The sequence below is a fragment of the Allorhizobium sp. GW101-3B10 genome (assembly GCF_059424725.1).
Map to the genome: position 1 here is coordinate 2417551 of NZ_JBWKZR010000001.1, position 18207 is coordinate 2435757.

General features: G+C 64.6%; 21 protein-coding genes. 11 read left to right on the forward strand and 10 right to left on the reverse strand.

Going from position 1 to position 18207, the window contains the following annotated elements; translation table 11 throughout:
• Position 1: 1 nt before the first annotated feature.
• Positions 2–1498 (forward strand): ArnT family glycosyltransferase, encoded by a 1497-nt coding sequence (locus AC07Y0_RS11935; RefSeq protein WP_498677465.1) that lies wholly within the window; start codon positions 2–4, stop codon positions 1496–1498.
• A 17-nt stretch (positions 1499–1515) separates the two neighbouring features.
• On the opposite strand, the gene AC07Y0_RS11940 is transcribed toward AC07Y0_RS11935, so the two are convergent.
• Entirely contained in the window at positions 1516–1989 is a 474-nt protein-coding gene (locus AC07Y0_RS11940) for an OsmC family protein (RefSeq protein WP_498677467.1), read from the reverse strand.
• Between the two features lie 181 nt (positions 1990–2170).
• Between AC07Y0_RS11940 and AC07Y0_RS11945 the strand changes: the two genes are divergently transcribed.
• The 3 genes from AC07Y0_RS11945 to AC07Y0_RS11955 all read left to right on the forward strand — a co-directional run bounded on the left by AC07Y0_RS11945 (position 2171) and on the right by AC07Y0_RS11955 (position 3874).
• Positions 2171–2740, forward strand: coding sequence for a PadR family transcriptional regulator (locus tag AC07Y0_RS11945; RefSeq protein WP_498677469.1), 570 nt, complete (start codon positions 2171–2173; stop codon positions 2738–2740).
• A 2-nt stretch (positions 2741–2742) separates the two neighbouring features.
• Complete coding sequence (locus AC07Y0_RS11950) at positions 2743–3030, forward strand: DUF2218 domain-containing protein (RefSeq protein ID WP_498677471.1); 288 nt, start codon at positions 2743–2745, stop codon at positions 3028–3030.
• Positions 3031–3097: 67 nt separating this feature from the next.
• A complete protein-coding gene (locus AC07Y0_RS11955) occupies positions 3098–3874 on the forward strand; it encodes an SDR family NAD(P)-dependent oxidoreductase (RefSeq protein ID WP_498677472.1) in 777 nt (258 codons plus the stop codon).
• 62 nt (positions 3875–3936) lie between these two features.
• Here the strand turns inward: AC07Y0_RS11955 and AC07Y0_RS11960 are convergent, their stop codons facing one another.
• Entirely contained in the window at positions 3937–5307 is a 1371-nt protein-coding gene (locus AC07Y0_RS11960) for an aspartate aminotransferase family protein (RefSeq protein WP_498677474.1), read from the reverse strand.
• A gap of 209 nt (positions 5308–5516) precedes the next feature.
• On the opposite strand from AC07Y0_RS11960, the gene AC07Y0_RS11965 reads away from it, so the two are divergent.
• Positions 5517–6875, forward strand: coding sequence for a glutamine synthetase family protein (locus AC07Y0_RS11965; RefSeq protein ID WP_498677476.1), 1359 nt, complete (start codon positions 5517–5519; stop codon positions 6873–6875).
• Between the two features lie 18 nt (positions 6876–6893).
• Here the strand turns inward: AC07Y0_RS11965 and AC07Y0_RS11970 are convergent, their stop codons facing one another.
• From AC07Y0_RS11970 to AC07Y0_RS11990, 5 genes are all read right to left on the reverse strand, one after another.
• The gene (locus AC07Y0_RS11970; protein ID WP_498677479.1) at positions 6894–7283 is read right to left on the reverse strand and encodes a hypothetical protein; all 390 of its coding nucleotides are present in this window, start codon (positions 7281–7283) and stop codon (positions 6894–6896) included.
• 93 nt (positions 7284–7376) lie between these two features.
• Entirely contained in the window at positions 7377–8003 is a 627-nt protein-coding gene (locus AC07Y0_RS11975) for a nucleoside triphosphate hydrolase (RefSeq protein ID WP_498677481.1), read from the reverse strand.
• Positions 8000–8782: an ATP-binding cassette domain-containing protein gene (locus tag AC07Y0_RS11980; protein WP_498677483.1), complete on the reverse strand. Its 783-nt coding sequence runs from the start codon at positions 8780–8782 to the stop codon at positions 8000–8002. The genes AC07Y0_RS11975 and AC07Y0_RS11980 overlap by 4 nt, the downstream gene beginning before the upstream one ends.
• Complete coding sequence (locus tag AC07Y0_RS11985; RefSeq protein ID WP_498677485.1) at positions 8782–9864, reverse strand: ABC transporter permease; 1083 nt, start codon at positions 9862–9864, stop codon at positions 8782–8784. The genes AC07Y0_RS11980 and AC07Y0_RS11985 overlap by 1 nt, the downstream gene beginning before the upstream one ends.
• Before the next feature lie 161 nt (positions 9865–10025).
• Positions 10026–11051, reverse strand: a complete 1026-nt coding sequence (locus AC07Y0_RS11990; protein ID WP_498677487.1) for a sugar ABC transporter substrate-binding protein — start codon at positions 11049–11051, stop codon at positions 10026–10028.
• 236 nt (positions 11052–11287) lie between these two features.
• Here AC07Y0_RS11990 and AC07Y0_RS11995 point away from each other — a divergent pair, with 236 nt between their 5' ends.
• Together AC07Y0_RS11995 and AC07Y0_RS12000 are read left to right on the forward strand one after the other, a co-directional pair.
• Positions 11288–12535, forward strand: coding sequence for an ROK family transcriptional regulator (locus AC07Y0_RS11995; RefSeq protein ID WP_498677489.1), 1248 nt, complete (start codon positions 11288–11290; stop codon positions 12533–12535).
• Complete coding sequence (locus AC07Y0_RS12000) at positions 12519–12953, forward strand: RbsD/FucU family protein (protein WP_498677493.1); 435 nt, start codon at positions 12519–12521, stop codon at positions 12951–12953. The genes AC07Y0_RS11995 and AC07Y0_RS12000 overlap by 17 nt, the downstream gene beginning before the upstream one ends.
• A 26-nt stretch (positions 12954–12979) precedes the next feature.
• Here the strand turns inward: AC07Y0_RS12000 and AC07Y0_RS12005 are convergent, their stop codons facing one another.
• Positions 12980–13888, reverse strand: a complete 909-nt coding sequence (locus AC07Y0_RS12005; RefSeq protein ID WP_498677496.1) for a diacylglycerol/lipid kinase family protein — start codon at positions 13886–13888, stop codon at positions 12980–12982.
• Positions 13889–14174: 286 nt separating this feature from the next.
• Here AC07Y0_RS12005 and AC07Y0_RS12010 point away from each other — a divergent pair, with 286 nt between their 5' ends.
• Positions 14175–15410, forward strand: coding sequence for an MFS transporter (locus AC07Y0_RS12010; protein ID WP_498677497.1), 1236 nt, complete (start codon positions 14175–14177; stop codon positions 15408–15410).
• Here the strand turns inward: AC07Y0_RS12010 and AC07Y0_RS12015 are convergent.
• Entirely contained in the window at positions 15399–15812 is a 414-nt protein-coding gene (locus tag AC07Y0_RS12015) for a winged helix-turn-helix transcriptional regulator (RefSeq protein WP_498677499.1), read from the reverse strand. The genes AC07Y0_RS12010 and AC07Y0_RS12015 overlap by 12 nt on opposite strands.
• A gap of 123 nt (positions 15813–15935) precedes the next feature.
• Here AC07Y0_RS12015 and AC07Y0_RS12020 point away from each other — a divergent pair, with 123 nt between their 5' ends.
• From AC07Y0_RS12020 to AC07Y0_RS12030, 3 genes are all read left to right on the forward strand, one after another.
• Positions 15936–16952, forward strand: a complete 1017-nt coding sequence (locus AC07Y0_RS12020) for a zinc-binding alcohol dehydrogenase family protein (protein ID WP_498677501.1) — start codon at positions 15936–15938, stop codon at positions 16950–16952.
• A 106-nt stretch (positions 16953–17058) separates the two neighbouring features.
• Entirely contained in the window at positions 17059–17304 is a 246-nt protein-coding gene (locus AC07Y0_RS12025; RefSeq protein ID WP_498677502.1) for a type II toxin-antitoxin system ParD family antitoxin, read from the forward strand.
• 1 nt (position 17305) lies between these two features.
• Positions 17306–17614 carry a type II toxin-antitoxin system RelE/ParE family toxin gene (locus AC07Y0_RS12030; protein WP_498677504.1) on the forward strand — a complete coding sequence of 103 codons (309 nt, stop codon included), beginning with the start codon at positions 17306–17308 and terminating at the stop codon, positions 17612–17614.
• A 1-nt stretch (position 17615) separates the two neighbouring features.
• Here AC07Y0_RS12030 and AC07Y0_RS12035 read toward each other — a convergent pair whose 3' ends face one another.
• A complete protein-coding gene (locus AC07Y0_RS12035) occupies positions 17616–18092 on the reverse strand; it encodes an Lrp/AsnC family transcriptional regulator (RefSeq protein WP_454745243.1) in 477 nt (158 codons plus the stop codon).
• Positions 18093–18207: the final 115 nt, after the last annotated feature.

Genomic DNA, 18207 nt, shown 5'->3' on the forward strand with positions numbered 1-18207 from the left:
CATGGTCGCCGCGCTGCGCCAGCGGCCCTCTCTGCTGTTTGCGCTGCTCGGCGTCTATTTCGTCGCCAATGTGATCGTCCGGCTCGTCCTGCCGCATTCGCTGGAACTGGACGAAGGCCAGCAGCTCTTCCTCGCCCAGTGGCTCTCGGTCGGCTATGACAGCCAGCCGCCGTTCTACAACTGGCTGCAATACGGCGCCGAACAGCTGCTCGGACCGACGCTCGCCTCGCTGTCCGTCCTCAAGAACCTCGTCCTCTTCCTCTTCTACCTGTTGTTCGGGTTGACCGCCTTCATGGTGCTGCGCTCGCGCGACCTGGCGATCATCGCCACGCTCGGCCTCCTCACCCTGCCCCAGGTCAGCTTCGAGGCGCAGCGCGACCTGACGCATACGGTCGCGGTGATCTTCACCTCGTGCCTGTTCCTCTTCTCGCTCGTCCGGGCGATCCGCGCGCCGAGCCTCATCACCTATGCGCTGACGGGACTGGCCATCGGCCTTGGCATGATCGCCAAGTACAATTTCGTCCTTCTGCCCGCCGCCGCGCTTCTGGCCATGCTCGCCGAGCCGGAATTCCGCCGCCGGCTGTTCGACTGGCGCATCCTCGTCACGGCAGCGATCGCGCTCATCGTGGTCCTGCCGCACGGGCTGTGGTTCCTCGATCATCTCGACGCCGCGACCGGCCGCACCATCGGCAAGCTGACGGCGGAGGAGACCGCCAGCCGGCTGGCGCAGATCATCACCGGGCTGTCCTCGCTGGCGCTGGCTTTTGCCGGCTTTGCCACGCTGACCCTCGCTCTGTTCGCCATCGTCTTCGGCCGCGACCTGGCGCGGGCCTTGCGGGCCTCAAGCCCATGGAGCCGGCTGATCGGCCGGATCATGCTGATTTCCGCCGTGGCGCTGGTTGCGGTCGTCCTGTTCGGCGCCAGCAATATCAAGGACCGCTGGCTGACGCCGATCTATCTGGTGCTGCCGCTCTATCTCTGCCTGAAGATCGAGGCAGCCGGGCTCGCCTCGGAGCGTCAGCTGCCGCGCTTCCTGCCGATCGGGCTAACGCTGATGGTGCTGATCCCCTCGGTCCTGCTGCTGCGCATCCCGATCCACGGCATGCTCGGCAAGTATGAGAAGATCAACGTGCCCTATGCCGCGGCCGTCGCCGAGATTCTCGCCGCCGACCCCAACCGGCCTTCGCTGTTTATTGCGAGCGACCAGCAGATCGCCGGCAATATCCGCCTCAACGCGCCGGAGATCCCGGTGACCATTCCCGGCTACGAGACCTTCGAAAAGCCCTTCACCTTCGATGCGAACCATCCGCTTCTGGTGGTCTGGCGCAATCGCGGGCGAGAGAGCATGCCGCTGCCGGACGATGTCGCTGAGTGGCTTGCCGCGCACGGCAATCTGAAGGTCGGTGACACGAAGACGATCGCCCTGCCCTATATCTTCGGGCGCGAGGGCGACCTCTATCACTTCGCCTACGCCTTCCTCTATCCCCAGGCGAACTGAGGGACCGGTCGTTCCCGTCAGCCCCGGACGATCACCGGCTCGCAGCGCACCGGGAAATTCACCGAATTGGCGATGAAGCATTTTTCGTGCGCGTCGCCGTGCAGTTCCTCGGCGACCACCGGGTCGCTCCTTTCGGTGATCGTCACACGCGGCTTCAGGACGACGTCGGTGAAGCGCCCGCCGCCCTCCTCGTCCATCACCATCGTGCCCTCCGCATGGTCCTCATAGGCGGTCACGACGACGCCCGAGACCGCGCAGAAATGCAGGTACCAGAGCTTGTGACAGGCCGACAGCGACCCGACCAGCAGATCCTCCGGGTTCCATCGTTCCGAATCGCCACGGAAGGCGGGATCGGACGACCCCGGAATGTCGGGCTTGCCGTTCGCAGAAATGACGTGGTCGCGGCTGTAATCGCGGTAGCCGGACGTGCCGGTGCCGCGATTGCCGGTCCAGGTGACGGTCACGCTGTATTCGTGGTGCTTGCCGGACATGCCGCGCTTCCTCCTGCTGATTTCCCGGCGCAAGGTTACGCCGAGGCTCTGGTCCATCCAAGGGCGTCCGGTGTTTCCAATTCGTGAACCGCGCGAGAAAAAGTGAGACCGCCCACTTGCAAAGATAGCTTTACGATATATCTTAGATGTAGTTCAAACCTATTCACAGAGGAACGACATCATGAGACACTTCCATTTCGGCCATCGCGAACACGACGCTGCCCGCCATGCCATGCGGCACGGATTCTTCGGCGGACGTCCCGAGGGCGGCCGCGGTCCCGGCAGCGAGCGCCGTCGCATGTTCGAGAGCGGCGAGCTGCGGCTCGTCCTGCTCAAGCTGATCGAGGAACAGCCGCGCCACGGCTATGACCTGATCCGCGAGATCGAGAACCGCTCCGGCGGCGCCTATGCCCCGAGCCCGGGCGTCGTCTATCCGACCATGACCCTGCTGCTCGACATGGGACTTGCCGAGGAAGAGGCAAGCGAGGGCCCGCGCAAGCTGCTGGCCATCACCGAGGCCGGACGCGCGCATCTTGCCGAACGGGCCGACGAGGTGGCGACCGCCATGGCGCGGCTGGCCGCCCTTGCCAAGGTCAGCGCACGCACGGATGCCGCGCCGGTCCGCCGCGCCATGCAGAACCTCAAGGCCGCCCTGCAGGACCGCCTGTCGCAGGAGACCGTCACCCGCGAGGTTCAGCTCGAAGTGGCCCGCCTGATCGACGAGGCGGCCGGCAAGATCGAGAGGCTCTGACCATGGCGAAGGCGATCGCGGTCGTGGCGACCGAGAACGGCTGGAAATACCTGCAGCAGCTCTGCAAACACTGGAGCCACAAGCTTGACGTCGAACTCGGAGAAAAAAGCGGCATCGTCCGCTTCTCCGAGGCGGTCGCCGCCATGAGCGCCGACGACAAGGCGCTGACGGTGGAAATCGAGGCGGCATCGGACGAGGTGCTGGAGCGGATGAAGGGCGTGGTGTCGAGCCATCTCGACCGCTTCGCCTTCCGCGAGGCGCCGTTGCCCTTCGGATGGCAGGCGGCCTGATCCGGCAGGTGCTTGAAAAGCCGTTCAATTGAGCGTGTATTGTGCCCCCGTCAGAAGGAGGCACGACATGACCAATACCCTCATCATTCCCGATCTCTCCGGCAAGGCGGTGCTGATCACCGGCGCCTCGAGCGGGATCGGAGCAGCCCTTGCCCGCGCTTTCGCCGCGCAAGGGGCGGCGGTCGGCCTTCACTACCATTCCGGCGTCGAAGCAGCTCAGGCGATCGCCGGCGACATCGAGCGCGCCGGCGGCAGGGTGGCACTCGTCCAGGCGGATGCGGCGAAATCGGATGCGATGGCGGCCGCCGTCGACAGCATCGCGCAGACCTTCGGGCGGCTGGACGGGCTCGTCAACAATGCCGGCAGCATGATCGCCCGGGTCCTCTACGAAGAGATGAGCGACGCGCACTATGACCGGGTCATGGACGTCAACGCCCGCTCTGTGGTTGCTACCAGCCGCGCCGCCGTCGCCCACCTCAAGAAGGACGGCGGCTTCATCATCAACACGACATCGGTCGCGGCGCGCAGCGGCGGCACGGCAGGATCGGGGATCTACGGCTCGTCCAAAGCCTTCGTCGCGGCCGTCACCAAGGGCATGGCGCTCGAATTCGGCAAGTACAATATCCGCGTCAACGCGGTGGCGCCGGGCGTGATCGCAACGCCGTTCCAGGATCGCTACGCCTTGGCCGGCCAGCTCGACCAGGTCGCGGCGAGCGTGCCGCTGCGTCGGACAGGTACGCCGGACGACTGCGTCGGCGCCTACCTCTTCCTCGCCTCCGACATGCTGTCGGGCTACATCACCGGCCAGACGATCGACGTCAACGGCGGGCAGTTGATGCCATGACCGCGGCTTAGCACGGTATCAAATGAAGAGGCCGGCGAAATGCCGGCCTCTTTGCGTGGTGTCTATTCCTTGTGGTTGTCCTTCAGCCAATCCAGCCCCTTGCGCAGGGTCTCGACGGTCTGGTCGACCTCGGAGCGCGAGATGATCAGCGGCGGGGAGGCCAGCATGCGGTCGCCGGTGGCGCGCAGGATGACGCCGTTGTTGACGCACTGGTTGCGCACCAGCGTGCCGACTGCGTCGGGCTTGGCGAAGCGGCGGCGGGTCGCCTTGTCGGCGGCGATCTGCACCGCGCCCATCAGGCCGACATTGACGGCTTCGCCGACCAGATCGTGATCGGCAAGCGAGCGCCAGGCCTCGGTGAAATACGGGCCGATGTCGTCGCGCACGCGCTCGACCAGCTGTTCGTCCTCGATGATGCGGATGTTTTCGAGCGCCGCGGCGGCGGCCACCGGATGACCGGAATAGGTGTAGCCGTGGTAGAAGTCGCCGAGTTCCTCGATCATCACCCTGGCGACCCGCTCGGACACGAGAACGCCGCCGATCGGCAGATAGCCCGACGACAGGCCCTTGGCGATCGGCGCCAGATCGGGCTCGAAGCCGTAGTGCTGATGGCCGAACCAGGTGCCGAGACGGCCGAAGCCGCAGATGACTTCGTCGGCGACCAGCAGGATGTTGTATTTCTTGGTGATGCGGACGATTTCCGGCCAGTAGGTATCCGGCGGAACGATCACGCCACCGGCGCCCTGGATGGGCTCGGCGACGAAGGCTGCGACGTTCTCCTCGCCGAGTTCGAGGATCTTGTCCTCGAGTTCGCGGGCAACCTTGAGGCCGAACTCGGCCGGCGACAGGTCGCCGCCCTCGACGTACCAATGCGGCTGGCCGATATGGACGATGCCCGGGATCGGGAGATTGCCCTGCTCGTGCATCCAGGTCATGCCGCCGAGCGATGCGCCGGCAACGGTCGAGCCGTGATAGGCGTTCTTGCGGGCGATCACCATGGTCTTGGTCTCATGGCCGAGCGCCTTCCAGTAGACGCGCGCCATGCGGAACCAGGTGTCGGAGGCTTCCGAGCCGGAATTGCAGAAGAAGACGTGATTGAGGTTCGGGCCGGTGTGGCTTGCGATCTTCTGCGCGAGCAACGTGGTCGGCGGCGTCGTCGTGCCGAAGAAGGTATTGTAGTAGGGCAGTTCCTTCATCTGCTGGTAGGCGGCCTCCGCGATCGAATCCCGACCGTAGCCGACATTGACGCACCAGAGGCCGGCGAACGCGTCGAGATACTGCTTGCCGGTCGAATCCCAGATGTGCATGCCCTCTGCACGATTGATGATCTTCGTGCCGTCGGCGTTCAGCTTCTTCATATCGGAGAAGGGGTGGAGATGGTGGGCGGCGTCGATGGCTCCGAGATTGGAAAGCGCGGCGGCAGTCTTGGTCATGGCACTATATCCTTGCGCAAGAAACCCGCAGCTCTATGCACGCACAGGCCGTAAGGCCCGCCGCGGCGCCCTGCTTGCCCTTGCATGATTGAAAGGCGGAACGTTATCGGCTACGAACATGACCTTCCAATTTGCGTTTGGCAAGGGCGTCGATTTTCAACAACCTGCAGCCAAATCGCCTTCAAAAAGCCAGCGAGAAGCATTTTTTCATGACCGAATTGTCCCAGGCCGCCGATCTGTCTGCTGCAGATCCCTCCGCGCGTATCGAAGTCCTGCTCGTCGGCATGAACGGCGACCTGCGCGGCAAGATGATCCCAATAAAGGCCGAGGACAAAGTCTGGAAGAACACGGTTCGGCTTCCGGCCTCCACCCAGTCGCTCGACATCTGGGGCGACGACAATGACGACATCACCAGGATCTCGCTGACGCTCGGCGACCCCGACGGCATCTGCATGGCCGACCGCAACTCGCTGACGACCCTGCCCTGGGGTCCCGCCGGCTCCAAGCAGGTGCTCGCCACCATGCACACGCTGGACGGCAATCCGCACTTCATCTGCCCGCGCGCCATCCTCGCCAATGTGATGAAGCGCTTCGAGGAACGCGGACTGACCCCGGTCGTCGCCACCGAGCTGGAATTCTACGTCGTCGAGGCGGACTTCCGCGAAACCGGCAAGCCAATGCCGCCGAAGGCCCTGGTGATGAACGGCGAAGTCGAGGGCTTCCAGCTCTACGACATGCGGGCAACCGCGGCGATGGAGGATTTCCTCGGCACCGTGCGCCGCTTTGCCGACGAGATGGGCCTTCCGGCCGACGCCACGACCGCCGAGTTCGGCGCCGGCCAGTTCGAGGTCAACCTGCTGCACAAGCCGGATGCCATGGCCGCCGCCGACGACTGTATCTACCTCAAGCGCGTCGTGGACTTCGCCGCCCGCCGCCACGGCCTCAAGGCCACCTGCATGGCCAAGCCCTATGCCGACCAAGCGGGTTCCGGCCTGCACGTCCATGCCAGCATCATCGACAAGGACGGCCGCAACATCCTCGACGCCAAGGGCGGCGATCCGGTCAAGCTCAAGTCGATCACCGCGGGCATGCTGAAGACCATGCAGGACGCCCAGCTGATCTTCGCCCCCTTCGCCAATTCCTATCGCCGCTTCCAGCCGGGCTCGTTCGCGCCGGACAAGGTCGACTGGGGTTTCGGCAATCGCGGCACGGCGATCCGCATTCCCGACAAGGACGGCCCGGCCGCCCGCGTCGAGCATCGCGTCGCCGGCGCCGACGCCCACCCGCATCTGCTGCTGGCCGCCATCCTCGGCGGCATCCTGCTCGGCCTCGATGCCGACCTCGATCCGGGTCCGGTCACCACGCCCGACAGCGCGCCGGAAAACCCCGACATGCTGACGCACGATTTCCTCACCGCCGTCGACCGGTTCCGCAACTCGGCCTTCATCGCCGACGTCTTCGGTGCGGAATATCAGCGGATCTACGGCGATACCAAGCGCAAGGAAGCGATCACCTATCTGCGCACGGTGTCGAGCTTTGACTACCAGACCTATCTGCCGAGGATCTGAGCAAGCAGGCGCGGCGGATCAGTCCGGCGGGCCGGCAAGGCAGGGATCGAGCATGATGCGACGTTCGCCGGCACGGCCATAGCCGCCGGCGAAGAGAACGGTGTCGCCGACCTTGCGGTTTTCCTTGCTGTAGGTCACGCACATGACCTGCACACCGGGCGCGTCGCACATGATGAGATAGGCGAGCGTGCCGTCCCACTCGACGGCAGCAAGTCTGCCGATGATCGTCAAGGTCACTCGATCCAGCGTGTCCGGAGCCTTGTCGATCCATTGCCGGATCGTCTCGCAGGTGGCCGGCACATCGGCATAGGCCTCGCCAAGGCGGTAGGGACCGGCCGGATCGATCGGCGTTTCGGCGCCTGCGGCCGATACCCGCGCAATGAGAACCGTCACGGTCGCGAGAGCCAAGCCCCGTCTCGATGGGAAAGCCGTCATGTCCAAAGCCTCCGGCCGCGATTTCGTCGCCTTAGGTCAATCGCGAATGGCGCTTTTTCAAGACCGTCAGAAAACGTCGATCGTCAGATCGGCCGGCCGGCTGTGCTCGATCACGAGGCGCCCGTTCGGCAGGTCGTTGCCGTCGAGCTTCCATTCGATGCCGGCGGCGTCGAGATTGTAGCCCTGCCAGCGGGCCGTCAGCCGGCGCTCCAGCTCTTCGATCGAGGGCGCGACGAAGACCGAGAAATCGAAGAGCGGCGCGAGGCCAGACCATGGCGCCCGGTCCAGCAGCAGATAGTTGCCCTCGACCAGTACGATGCGGTCCTGCGGGGCGATGCTGCGGGCTGCGGCGATGGCGATCTCGCGATCACGGTCGAAGACCGGCACAAGCACCTCCTCATTCCCTGCCCTCACCGCCCGCACGATGTCGGCAAAGCCGCGCACGTCGAAGGTTTCCGGCGCGCCCTTGCGCGGCAGGAGTCCGCGTTGCTCGAGGATGCCGTTGTCCATGTGGAAGCCGTCCATCGGCAGGACGACCGCCCGTTCTCCATGAGCATTGAGGATCTCGGCGAGTCGTTCGGCGAGCGTCGACTTGCCAGCCCCCGGCGGACCGGCAATGGCGACGAGAAAACGGCGCGCCCCTTCGGCGCGCCGTATGATGGTTGCGGCAATCTCGTCTGCCGTCAGGCTCATGCGGCCAGTGCCTCGCTCGGAGCTTCCTTGGCGCCGGTCATGAAGGCCACCGCATCCGACATGGTGTAGTCCTTCGGATTGACGACGCAGAGGCGTCGGCCGAGCCGGTGGATGTGGATGCGGTCGGCGACCTCGAAGACATGCGGCATGTTATGGCTGATCAGCACGATCGGGATGCCGCGCGAGCGCACGTCCTGGATCAGTTCCAAAACGCGGCGGCTTTCCTTGACGCCGAGCGCCGCCGTCGGCTCGTCGAGGATGATGACCTTGGAGCCGAAGGCGGCGGCACGGGCCACCGCCACGCCCTGGCGCTGGCCGCCCGACAGCGTTTCCACCGCCTGGTTGATGTTCTGGATGGTCATCAGGCCGAGCTCGGAGAGCTTGTCGCGCGAGAACTTCTCCATCGCCGGGCGATCGAGCGAGCGGAAGACGCTGCCCATGATGCCCGGCTTGCGCAGTTCGCGGCCGAGGAACATGTTGTCGGCGATCGACAGCGCCGGCGACAGCGCGAGGTTCTGGTAGACGGTCTCGATGCCGGCCTTGCGCGCCTCGATCGGCGAGCGGAACTGCACGGTCTGGCCCTCCAGCCGGATCTCGCCCTCGTCCGGCGTAATGGCGCCGGAGATCGCCTTGATCATCGAGGACTTGCCGGCACCGTTGTCGCCGATGACGGCGAGGATCTCGCCCGGATAGAGGTCGAAGTCGGCATTGTCGAGGGCGGTGACGCGACCATAGCGCTTGACGAGGCCGCGCGCGGTGAGAATGGGTTCCTGAGCCATCAGCCTGCTACCTTTCTGATCCACTGGTCGATTGCCACGGCGGTGATGATGAGGACGCCGATCAAGAGATAGGTCCACTGCGGATCGGTGCCTATGAGACGAAGACCGAGCGAGAAGACACCGACGATCAAGGCGCCGAACAGCATGCCAAGAATAGAGCCGCGGCCGCCGAAGAGCGAGATGCCGCCGATCACCACGGCCGTGATGCTTTCGATATTGGCGAACTGGCCGGCGGTCGGAGAGACCGAGCCGATACGGCCGATGAGGGCCCAGCCGGCGAGCGCGCAGATCAGCCCCGACAACGTATAGACCGAGACCAGCATGCGCTTGACGTTGACGCCGGCAAGCTCGGCTGCATCCGGATCGTCGCCGACCGCATAGACGTGGCGGCCCCAGGCGGTCCGGTTGAGCACGTACCAGAGCAGCGCGACGAGCAGCACCATGAAGATGACGCCATAGGTGAAGACGGCGCCGCCGATGCGCAGGTTCTGGCCGAAGAACTGCAGGATCGGCGCGCTCGCGGCGATGTCCTGGCTGCGGATCGTCTCATTGGCCGAATAGAGGAAATTGGAGGCGAGCACGATCTGCCACATGCCAAGCGTGACGATGAAGGGGGGCAGCTTCATGCGGGCCACCAATTGGCCATTGATCCAGCCACAGGCCGCACCGACGGCCAGACCGCAGAGCACGGCAACGGCCGGCGGCAGGCCGTAGCGGAAGGTGAACTGGCCCATGACCACCGACGACAGGACCATGATGGCGCCGACCGAGAGGTCGATGCCGGCGGTCAGGATGACCAGTGTCTGGGCTGCGCCGACAATGCCGACGATCGCCACCTGCTGAAGAATGAGGGTGAGCGTGAAGGCGGAGAAGAATTTCCCCTGGAGCACCACGCCGAAGACGGCGAGAGATAGCACCAACACGATCAGCGGCACGGCCGCCGGGCTCGAATGCAGGAAGTGCTGGAACTTCTGCAAGGGTGTCTTGTCATGGGTGTCGAAGGAGGCGACCTGTGTCGAACTGTCGGCCAATACCTTCTCGAATTCCTGGCTCGGCTGCGAAACCGGATTTGCAGACTGCATCGCTTCGTCCTCCCTGGCTGTCCCGCGCGGATCTCTGCTGGATTTGAGCGACCGGCCCTCCGCCCAGGTGAGCCGGTCGCATGAACCGTGGTCGCGCTTTACGGGAGGACCTGACGTTCCCCCGCGCCGCTTTGCCGACACGACCACGGTTAAGTCAGGGCTTAGCCCCAGCACTTGTCCTTGCCGGCCTTGGTGTCGATCGACTCGACGCCGGCGGCCGGCTTGTCGGTGACCAGCGCCACGCCGGTGTCGAAGAAGTTCTTGCCTTCGGTGGCAGCCGGCTTTTCACCGGTGTCGGCAAACTTCTTGATCGCCTCGATGCCCATGGAGGCCATCAGCAGCGGATACTGCTGCGAGGTCGCGCCGATCACACCCTCGGCAACATTCTGCACGCCCGGGCAACCGCCGTCGACCGAAACGATCAGCACGTCCTTCTCGCGACCGACGGCCTTCAGCGCTTCATAGGCGCCGGCAGCGGCCGGTTCGTTGATGGTGTGCACGACGTTGATCGTCGGATCCTTCTGCAGGAGGTTTTCCATGGCGGTGCGACCGCCTTCCTCGTTGCCGTTGGTGACGTCATGACCGACGATGCGCGGATCGCTCTCGTCGCCGATCTTGTTGATGTCGGCGACGTCGATGCCGAAGCCCTTCATGAAGCCCTGGTTGCGCAGGACGTCGACCGACGGCTGCGACGGGGTGAGGTTGAGGAAGGCGATCTTGGCGTCCTTGGCGGCGTCGCCAAGCGTTGCGGCCGCCCATTTGCCGATCAGTTCGCCGGCCAGCAGGTTGTCGGTGGCAAAGGTCTGGTCGGCGGCGTCGATCGGCTCGAGCGGCGTGTCAAGGGCGATGACCAGCAGGCCGGCGTCGCGGGCCTTCTGGACGGCCGGGACGATGCCCTTGGTATCGGACGCCGTCAGCAGGATACCCTTGGCGCCGTCGGCGATGCAGGTTTCAATGGCTGCGACCTGGCTTTCGCTGTCGCCGTCAACCTTGCCGGCATAGGCCTTGAGCGTCACGCCGAGTTCCGTGGCCTTGGCGGTCGCGCCTTCCTTCATCTTGACGAAGAAGGGGTTGGTGTCGGTCTTGGTGATCAGGCAGGCCGAAACGTCGGCGGCGCTGGCCGGAGCAGCAAAGACGGTGCCGAGTGCCAGGGCAGCAAGCGAGGCGGCGAATAGAGACTTCTTCATGTGATTCCTCCCGAAAAACGACAGATCCGGACCCTCCGGACCGTGAACGTGGTCCCAAGCGCTCCCACGCCGGGCCGGCGATCCTCATCGAGGCCGCCTTTTCTCCACGCCCCATTTAGAACATCAGCAGATTTGCCTTGTCAATAAATAAATCCAGTTGAATTATTAATTCGCTGTGACATGCTGCCAGCCACGATCTATAAGATTGCCGGGAGCGACCGAAGGGAGGGGCGACCATGGCACTGTCGGAAAACGCGAGCACGTCGAGCGAGCAATCGCCGTCGACCACTGCTGCCGGCGGGGCCAACCAGGTGCGCGTGCGCGCCTATAACGAACGGCTGGTGCTGTCGCACGTCCGCCGCAACAGCGGCGTGTCCAAGGCCGAGATCGCCAGGCTGACGGGGTTATCGGCTCAGACCGTCTCGGTCATCATGCGGGCCCTGGAAAAGGACGGTCTGCTGATCCGCGGCAAGCCGGTGCGCGGCCGGGTGGGCCAGCCTTCGGTACCGATGCACCTCAATCCCGACGCCGTGCTTTCCTTCGGCGTCAAGATCGGCCGCCGCAGCGCCGACCTCGTCCTGATGGACTTCGTCGGCAAGATCCGCCTCAACCGCCATCTCACCTATCCCTACCCCAACCCGACGGAGATCCTTGCCTTCCTGCTGGACAAGATCGCAGAGCTGGAACAGCAGCTTTCGCCGTCGCAGCGCAACGCGATCGCCGGCGTCGGCATCGCCGCCCCCTTCGAGCTGTGGAACTGGGCACGCGAGGTCGGTGCGCCGGAAGGGGCGATGGAGGCCTGGCGTGGTTTCGACCTGCAGGCGGAAGTCGCTGCCCGCGTATCGTACCCCGTCTACCTGCAGAACGACGCCACCAGCGCCTGCGGGGCCGAACTGGTCTTCGGCGTGGGACCGCGTTATCCGGATTTCGTCTATTTCTACATCGGCTCCTTCATCGGCGGCGGTATCGTGCTCAATTCCTCGGTGTTCGTCGGCCGCACCGGAACCGCGGGCGCAATCGGCCCGCTGCCGGTGCGCAACAAGCATGGCGAGACCCGGCAGCTGCTGGAGATCGCCTCGATCTTCGTGCTCGAACGCCTGCTGCGCGAGCGCGGCATCGACCCGCAGCCGCTCTGGTATGATTCCAAGGACTGGATCGATTTCGGCGAGCCGCTGGACATCTGGATCCGCGACTGTGCCGCAGCGCTTGCCCAGGCGATCATCGCCGCCAGCTCGATCATCGACTTTTCCGCCGCCATCATCGACGGCGGTTTTCCCGAATGGGTCCGGGCCCGGCTGGTCAGCGCCACGATCGAGGAGATCGGCAAGCTCGACCTGCAGGGCATCGTGTTCCCCGACATCATCGAGGGCGCGGTGGGCGCCCAGGCGCGCGCCATCGGCGGCGCCAGTCTGCCGATCTTCGCCCGCTACCTCATCGACCAGACCGTCTTGTTTAAGGAAATCGAAAATGCTGAAGGGAATTGACCCAATCCTGAGTCCCGAGCTTCTGGCGACGCTACGCGCCATGGGGCACGGAGACGAAATCGCCATCGTCGACGGCAACTATCCGGCGCTCGAACACGGCCGGCGGCTGATCCGCCTTGACGGCCACGGCATCGTCGCTGTGGTCAACGCCATCCTCACCCTCCTGCCGATCGACGATTTCGTCCCCGAGGCGATTTTTCGCTCGACGGTCGGCACTGACGCCGAACGGCTCGACCCGATCCATCAGCAGCTCATCGCCTGCTGCGCCCGCCACGAGCCCGAGCGTCGGGTCGTGCCGCTGGTCGGCCAGGACTTCTATGGAAGGGTGAAGGCGGCCCATGCCGTCGTCCAGACGGGCGAACCGGCGCTCTATGCCAACATGATCCTGCGCAAAGGCGTGATCTATCCGGCGAAATGACAGCGCGCCGGCCATGGCGCGGGCGCTCAGGTGTCCGCGGGCGCCAGCACCTTGAGCTCTCCCGGATGCAGGCGGATTTCGACGTTGCGCGGCATGCGGACGAGCTCGCCGTCGATGACGCAGAGCGCGCCGTGGCGGCGCTTGGGGAAGTGTAGCCGGACGACTTCCGCGGTGGTGGCGCTCACCGCCTCATTGTCCTTCAGCCTGCCGCGCAGGATATCGAACGCGAGCTTGGCAACGCCGATCGGCTTCAGCGAATCCGCCAGATAGACGCCGAGCTTGCCGGTGGTCAGGTTGTCGGCGAAGAACAGCGGATTCTCACCGAAAGGATTGTTGGACACCGAGATCGCCGACACCACCCGGTGCTCGTTGCGACCGTCATGGTCGATGTCGAAGATCACCTCGAAGCGCGACGGACGGAGCATCACACCGAAGGCGGCACGGGTGCTTGCCCGCATCTTGCCGAGCCTCGAGGCGAAGTTCATCGCATTGCGCATCCGCACCAGGCGGGCATGCAGACCGGCGGAAAACTGGTGAATGAAGGGGCGATCGTTGACGGTGGCGATGTCGACCGCCTGCACCCTGCCCGCGGCCAGCGTTTCGAGAACGGCGTAGATGTCGAGCGGCAGCTTCAGCGAGCGGGCGAAGAGGTTCATCGTTCCCGCCGGGACGACACCCAGCGGTATGCCCGCCTTCCAGGCGATGCCGGCGGCAGCGGAGACCGTGCCGTCGCCGCCCCCGGCGATCAGCGCATCAATGCCCTCCTCACGCGCCGCGGCCTCCAGCTGCTCGACGACGTCGCGCCCGGCGACGACGGAGAAGGAGATGTCATGGCCGGCGGCACGGAAAATCTCTTCCGCCCGAGCGCAATAGGCCTCCATGTCGGTGGTCTTGAACGTACCGCCGTCCCGGTTGAAAACCGCTTTGAGTTTCATGAATCCTTTTCCGCCCCGCCAGCCGGCGGGGAGTCCGCGTTTGGGCAGCGCAGGTCAACGCGGCGCGCCCTGAATGGTTTCGTCGTCCATCGTGAAAATCGGATTCCGGCGGGCGAAAATCAAGCGGGAGGGCACGCAGCCTTTGCGGCACCGCACAAAAACATGATAGTCGTCAAATCACTTCCGCAGCGTTTCACGCAGCCGGCACGCCCGGATGCCTCTCACCAGACCGTTCCTCCCCTGTCCTTTCTCGACTGCGACGACGCAGTCGACCCAAGGTGATCGCATGACCGACTGCACTGCCCTTTGCCCCGAGCTCGGGACCGGCGCCGAAACGGCCGCCGCCGCGCCGGCTCTGACGCCGTTGATGATGATCCTGATCGAGATCGCACTCGCCGCCGGCGGTTTTGGCATCGGCACCGGGGAATTCGTCATCATGGGCCTCTTGCCGGAGGTGGCCACGACCTATGGCGTCAGCGTTCCCGAAGCCGGCCGGGTGATCAGCGCCTATGCGCTCGGCGTCGTGATCGGCGCGCCGATCATCGCCGTGCTCGCGGCAAAACTGTCGCGCCGCACCCTGCTTCTGCTGCTGATGGGCGTCTTTGCCATCGGCAACGTGACCAGCGCGCTGGCCCCCGGCTTCCTTTCCTTCACCGCCCTGCGCTTCATCACCGGCCTGCCGCACGGCGCCTATTTCGGCGTTGCCGCGCTGGTCGCCGCCTCGATGGTGCCGCCGCACAGGCGCGCCCGGGCCGTCGGGCGTGTCATGCTCGGCCTCACCATCGCCACCCTGATCGGCACGCCGATCGCCACCGTCCTCGGCCAGATGATGAGCTGGCGGGCGGCCTTCCTGATGGTGGGCGCGATCGGCGCCCTGACCATGATTCTGATCGCCCTCTACCTGCCCAGGGACAAGGTGGCGGAAGGCGCCAGCATCCGCCGCGAACTCGGCGCGTTCGGCCGGTTGCAGGTCTGGCTTTCGCTCGCTGTCGCGGCCGTCGGCTTTGGCGGCATGTTCTCGATCTTCAGCTATATCGCCAAGACGACGACCGATACGGCGGGCCTTCCGGCCAGCATGGTGGCGATCGTTCTGGCGCTGTTCGGCATCGGCATGAATGTCGGCAATGTCGTGGGCAGCCGCATGGCCGACTATTCGCTGAAGGGCACGATCGGCGGCATGCTCGCCTTCAATGTGGTGCTGATGAGCGTGTTTTCGCTGACGGCGCATGATCCGGTGATGCTGTGCATCTGCGTCTTCCTCACCGGCTGCGGCTTTGCCGCCTGCCCTGCCGTGCAGACCCGGCTGATGGATGTCGCAGCCGATGCCCAGACGCTCGCCGCCGCCTCCAACCACTCGGCCTTCAACATCGCCAATGCGCTGGGCGCCTGGCTCGGCGGCCTGGTGATCACCTGGGGCTATGGCTACGGCGCGACCGGTTTCGTCGGCGCCGCGCTCTCGGCGCTGGGCCTCGCGGTCTTCCTGGTCTCGGTCCTGATCGAAAATCGCAGCTCAGGCCGCTGAGCGCGCATCCGTATCGGCATCATCCGCCTGCTTGGCCTGCAAGGACACCGTCTTCACCCCGTTCCGGCAGGCGACATGCGCCTGGCCCCAGGCGTCGAGCGCCAGGATCACCGGCTCAAGGCTGAGGCCGAGCGGCGTCAGCGCGTAGTCGACGCGCGGCGGCACGACGGGAAAGACCTTGCGCGAAACGATGCCGGCTTCTTCGAGCTCGCGCAGCTGTTTGGTCAGCATCCGCTGCGTGACGGCCGAGAGCCTGCGCCTCAGTTCGTTGAAGCGCAGCGTGCCGTCGTTCAGCAGATGATAGAGGATCACGCCCTTCCACTTGCCATCGAGCAGGCTCAGGGTGGACTCGACAGGACAGCCGGGGAAATTGTTGGTGAGTTTGGCGCGCGGCCGGGACATGGACAGTATCCTTCTTGATACTACATACAATTTCTGTCGCTATAGACATAAAATGTGCATTCTTGCGTCGAGCGAATATACGTATCAATTGAAGGGCGTGCAAACCCCTCAAGGAGACCTTCCATGCGCGCAGTCGGCTATCTGACACCCCAACCCATCGCCGCCGAGACTTCCCTAGTCGATATCGACCTCCCCGTTCCGGAAGCCATGGGCCATGACCTGCTGGTCGAGGTGAAGGCCGTTTCGGTCAATCCGGTCGACACCAAGGTCCGTTCCGCCGCCCAGCCCGAACCCGGCCAGCATCGCATTCTCGGCTATGACGCCGCGGGCGTGGTCAAGGCGGTCGGCGAGAAGGTCACCCTGTTCAAGCCGGGCGACGAAGTGTTCTATGCCGGCGTGATCAACCGTCCGGGCACCAACAGCGAATTCCACCTGGTGGACGAGCGCATCGTCGGCCTGAAGCCGAAGACACTCAGCTTCGCCGAAGCGGCGGCCATCCCGCTGACCGCCATCACGGCCTACGAAACGCTGTTTCACCGCCTCAAGGTGCATGACAAGGTGGCCGGCGCCAACAACGCCCTGCTGGTCACCGGCGGCGCCGGCGGCGTCGGCTCGATGGCGATCCAGCTCGCCCGGTCGCTGACCAATCTCACCATCATCACCACGACGTCGCGGCCGGAAACCAGCCAGTGGGTCAAGGATCTCGGCGCCCATCACGTGCTGGATCACAGCAATGCGCTGGCGCCGCAATATGCGGCACTCGACATCGGCGCGCCGGCCTTCGTCTTCTCGGTCACCCGCAGCGACCTGCACGTGACAGACCTCCAGGCGATCATCGCGCCGCAGGGCCGCTTCGGTATCATCGACGACATCAAGGGCGGCTTCGACGTCATGCCATTCAAGGGCAAGGCGGTTTCGATCCACTGGGAATCGATGTTCACCCGCGCCGTCTTCCAGACCGCCGACATGATCGAGCAGCACAAGCTGCTCACGCATGTCGCCGAACTGGTGGACACCGGCCAGATCCGCACCACGCTGACCGAAACGCTCGGCACGATCAACGCCGCCAACCTGAAGAAGGCGCATGCGCTGATCGAATCGGGCCGCACCAAGGGCAAGATCGTGCTCGAAGGCTTCTGACGAGCGGAGCGAGGCGGGTCGTCCGCCTCGCTGTCCGTCCGACAATGTCATATATTGTGCTATTTCTGTTATTCATCTAGACTCTGTGGCAGTTGGAGAGCTTGCCATGAACGTCTCGCTGGGCGAACGCTGGGAAAAATTCGTCGAGAATACCGTGCAATCGGGCCGCTACGGTTCGGCCAGCGAGGTCGTGCGCGAAGGCCTGAGACTGGTCGAGGAACGCGAGGCCAAGCTGTCGGCATTGCGCGACACACTGGATCGCTCGATTGCCGCCGGCGGCGAGCTCGGCGACGACGCTTTGGACGCGGCGCTTGAGAAGAAGACCGCTGAACTGACCGCCAAGGGCGACTGACTTGCCCCGGCTCCGCTATCTCGACAGCGCAAGGGCCGATTTCGTTTCGATACTCGAGTATGTCTATCGCGAGAGCGGGGACATCGCTCTGGCAAGGCAATTCGTCGAAAGGCTGCGCGGGCAATGCCGGCACTTGGCAAGCCTGCCGGGCCATATGGGTCGACCACGGCCTGAACTGCGACCCGATGTTCGCAGCATTGCCTCCGGTTCCTACGTGATCTTCTTCCGCTATGTGGGCGACGACTTCCAGGTGATCAATGTTCTGGAGGGACACCGCGACATCGACGCCTATTTCGGTAAGACGGAATAGCTCACCCCTTGACCGCCGGCAGCTTCAGCGGGCCGCCGGTCTTGACGCTGCGGATGGCGAAGTTGGACTGTATGTCGGTGACATGCGGCAGTACCAGCAGCTTGTCGGTCAGAAGCGCCTCATAGGCCGCCAGGTTTTCCACCACGACTTCGGCCATGAAGTCCGAGTGGCCGGAAATCATGTAGCAACCGACCACTTCCGGCAGATCCTGCAGCGCCTGCTGGAAGGCCTGGGCATGTTCGCGGGTGTGATGCGCCACCTTGAAGGCGACGAAGACCGTCAGTTCAAGGCCCAGCGCGCGCCGGTCGATGTCGGCGCGATAGCCGCGGATGATGCCCGCCTGCTCCAGCATGCGGATGCGCCTCAGGCAAGGCGACGGCGATAGGTTCACCCGTTCGGCGATCTCGACATTGGTCGCCCGCGCATCGTCCTGCAGCGCCGCAAGTATCGCCAGATCGAATTTGTCGAGTTTTGGCATTTTTCCGACCCCTGCTCCCAATCTACGCAAGTTTCTGCCAATCCGGGCGATCAGACAAGCGCAAATGGCAAGGACACACCACGGGCACCTGGGCTAATCTGGCGCCGTCTTTCGA

Coding starts and splice junctions, on each gene's coding strand:
- AC07Y0_RS11955 (WP_498677472.1), top strand. CDS start 3,098: ATGACCAATACCCTCATCATTCCCGATCTCTCCGGCAAGGCGGTGCTG.
- AC07Y0_RS12010 (WP_498677497.1), top strand. CDS start 14,175: ATGACCGACTGCACTGCCCTTTGCCCCGAGCTCGGGACCGGCGCCGAA.
- AC07Y0_RS11990 (WP_498677487.1), bottom strand. CDS start 11,051: ATGAAGAAGTCTCTATTCGCCGCCTCGCTTGCTGCCCTGGCACTCGGC.
- AC07Y0_RS12025 (WP_498677502.1), top strand. CDS start 17,059: ATGAACGTCTCGCTGGGCGAACGCTGGGAAAAATTCGTCGAGAATACC.
- AC07Y0_RS12015 (WP_498677499.1), bottom strand. CDS start 15,812: ATGTCCCGGCCGCGCGCCAAACTCACCAACAATTTCCCCGGCTGTCCT.
- AC07Y0_RS11950 (WP_498677471.1), top strand. CDS start 2,743: ATGGCGAAGGCGATCGCGGTCGTGGCGACCGAGAACGGCTGGAAATAC.
- AC07Y0_RS12005 (WP_498677496.1), bottom strand. CDS start 13,888: ATGAAACTCAAAGCGGTTTTCAACCGGGACGGCGGTACGTTCAAGACC.
- AC07Y0_RS11935 (WP_498677465.1), top strand. CDS start 2: ATGGTCGCCGCGCTGCGCCAGCGGCCCTCTCTGCTGTTTGCGCTGCTC.
- AC07Y0_RS11980 (WP_498677483.1), bottom strand. CDS start 8,782: ATGGCTCAGGAACCCATTCTCACCGCGCGCGGCCTCGTCAAGCGCTAT.
- AC07Y0_RS11965 (WP_498677476.1), top strand. CDS start 5,517: ATGACCGAATTGTCCCAGGCCGCCGATCTGTCTGCTGCAGATCCCTCC.
- AC07Y0_RS11940 (WP_498677467.1), bottom strand. CDS start 1,989: ATGTCCGGCAAGCACCACGAATACAGCGTGACCGTCACCTGGACCGGC.
- AC07Y0_RS12035 (WP_454745243.1), bottom strand. CDS start 18,092: ATGCCAAAACTCGACAAATTCGATCTGGCGATACTTGCGGCGCTGCAG.
- AC07Y0_RS11960 (WP_498677474.1), bottom strand. CDS start 5,307: ATGACCAAGACTGCCGCCGCGCTTTCCAATCTCGGAGCCATCGACGCC.
- AC07Y0_RS12000 (WP_498677493.1), top strand. CDS start 12,519: ATGCTGAAGGGAATTGACCCAATCCTGAGTCCCGAGCTTCTGGCGACG.
- AC07Y0_RS11995 (WP_498677489.1), top strand. CDS start 11,288: ATGGCACTGTCGGAAAACGCGAGCACGTCGAGCGAGCAATCGCCGTCG.
- AC07Y0_RS12020 (WP_498677501.1), top strand. CDS start 15,936: ATGCGCGCAGTCGGCTATCTGACACCCCAACCCATCGCCGCCGAGACT.
- AC07Y0_RS11975 (WP_498677481.1), bottom strand. CDS start 8,003: ATGAGCCTGACGGCAGACGAGATTGCCGCAACCATCATACGGCGCGCC.
- AC07Y0_RS11945 (WP_498677469.1), top strand. CDS start 2,171: ATGAGACACTTCCATTTCGGCCATCGCGAACACGACGCTGCCCGCCAT.
- AC07Y0_RS11985 (WP_498677485.1), bottom strand. CDS start 9,864: ATGCAGTCTGCAAATCCGGTTTCGCAGCCGAGCCAGGAATTCGAGAAG.